At 56.2% G+C, this 769-nt stretch carries 1 protein-coding gene; it reads left to right on the forward strand.

Annotated features, from left to right (window positions below):
• Positions 1 to 72: 72 nt before the first annotated feature.
• Positions 73 to 769: IS21 family transposase (gene istA, locus ACOCD2_RS23495; protein ID WP_419585356.1), on the forward strand; the 697-nt coding region annotated here is incomplete at its 3' end.

Genomic DNA, 769 nt, shown 5'->3' on the forward strand with positions numbered 1-769 from the left:
GTCGAATTTTGACCACCCCCTGAAGTCTGTCATCCTCCGGTTTTTTACCGGAGTAACCTGGGATTGTTATGCATGGAAACCATTGCCAAGATTCGTCGCCGTCATGAAGTGAACGGTGAAAGCATCAGTGAGATTGCCCGTCGTTTTAACCTGTCGCGCAATACGGTTCGCAAGTATTTGAACCAGAGTGATCCGCAGCGTTACCAACGAAGGCAGCAGCCCAAGCCACAGCTGGGCGCCTATGAAGATCAACTGAAGACCTGGCTGGAGCAGGATAGCCAACGCCCGAAAAAGCAACGACGTACCGCCCGCCGTCTGTTTGAGGACCTTCAGGGCGCGGGCTATACCGGGGCTTACGACAGCGTACAGCGTTTTGTGAAGCGCTGGAAACAGGCCCGTCCCGCACTGACCAAGGCCTTTGTGCCCTTGGTGTTCCCTGCCGGTGATGCGGCGCAGTTTGACTGGAGCCACGAACAGGTGGAACTCGGTGGTGTGGTGCAAACCATCAAGCTGACCCATTTTCGTCTGGCCCACAGCCGTCAGCCGTTTCTGGTGGCCTATTTCCGGGAAAGTCTGGAAATGGTCTTAGACGCCCATGACCGGGCATTTACCTTCTGGGGAGGGATTCCCCAGCGGATGATCTACGATAATCCCCGCACCCTGGTGGATGCAGTCAAGGTGGGCAAAGCGCGCCGCTTCAATCGTCAGTTTTTGGCCCTGGCCAATCATTATCTGTTTGAACCGGTGGCCTGCACACCGGCTTCCGGCT

Origin of the sequence: Thiolapillus sp., from assembly GCF_048562965.1 — a bacterium.
GTDB lineage: Bacteria > Pseudomonadota > Gammaproteobacteria > Chromatiales > Chromatiaceae > Thiolapillus > Thiolapillus brandeum_A.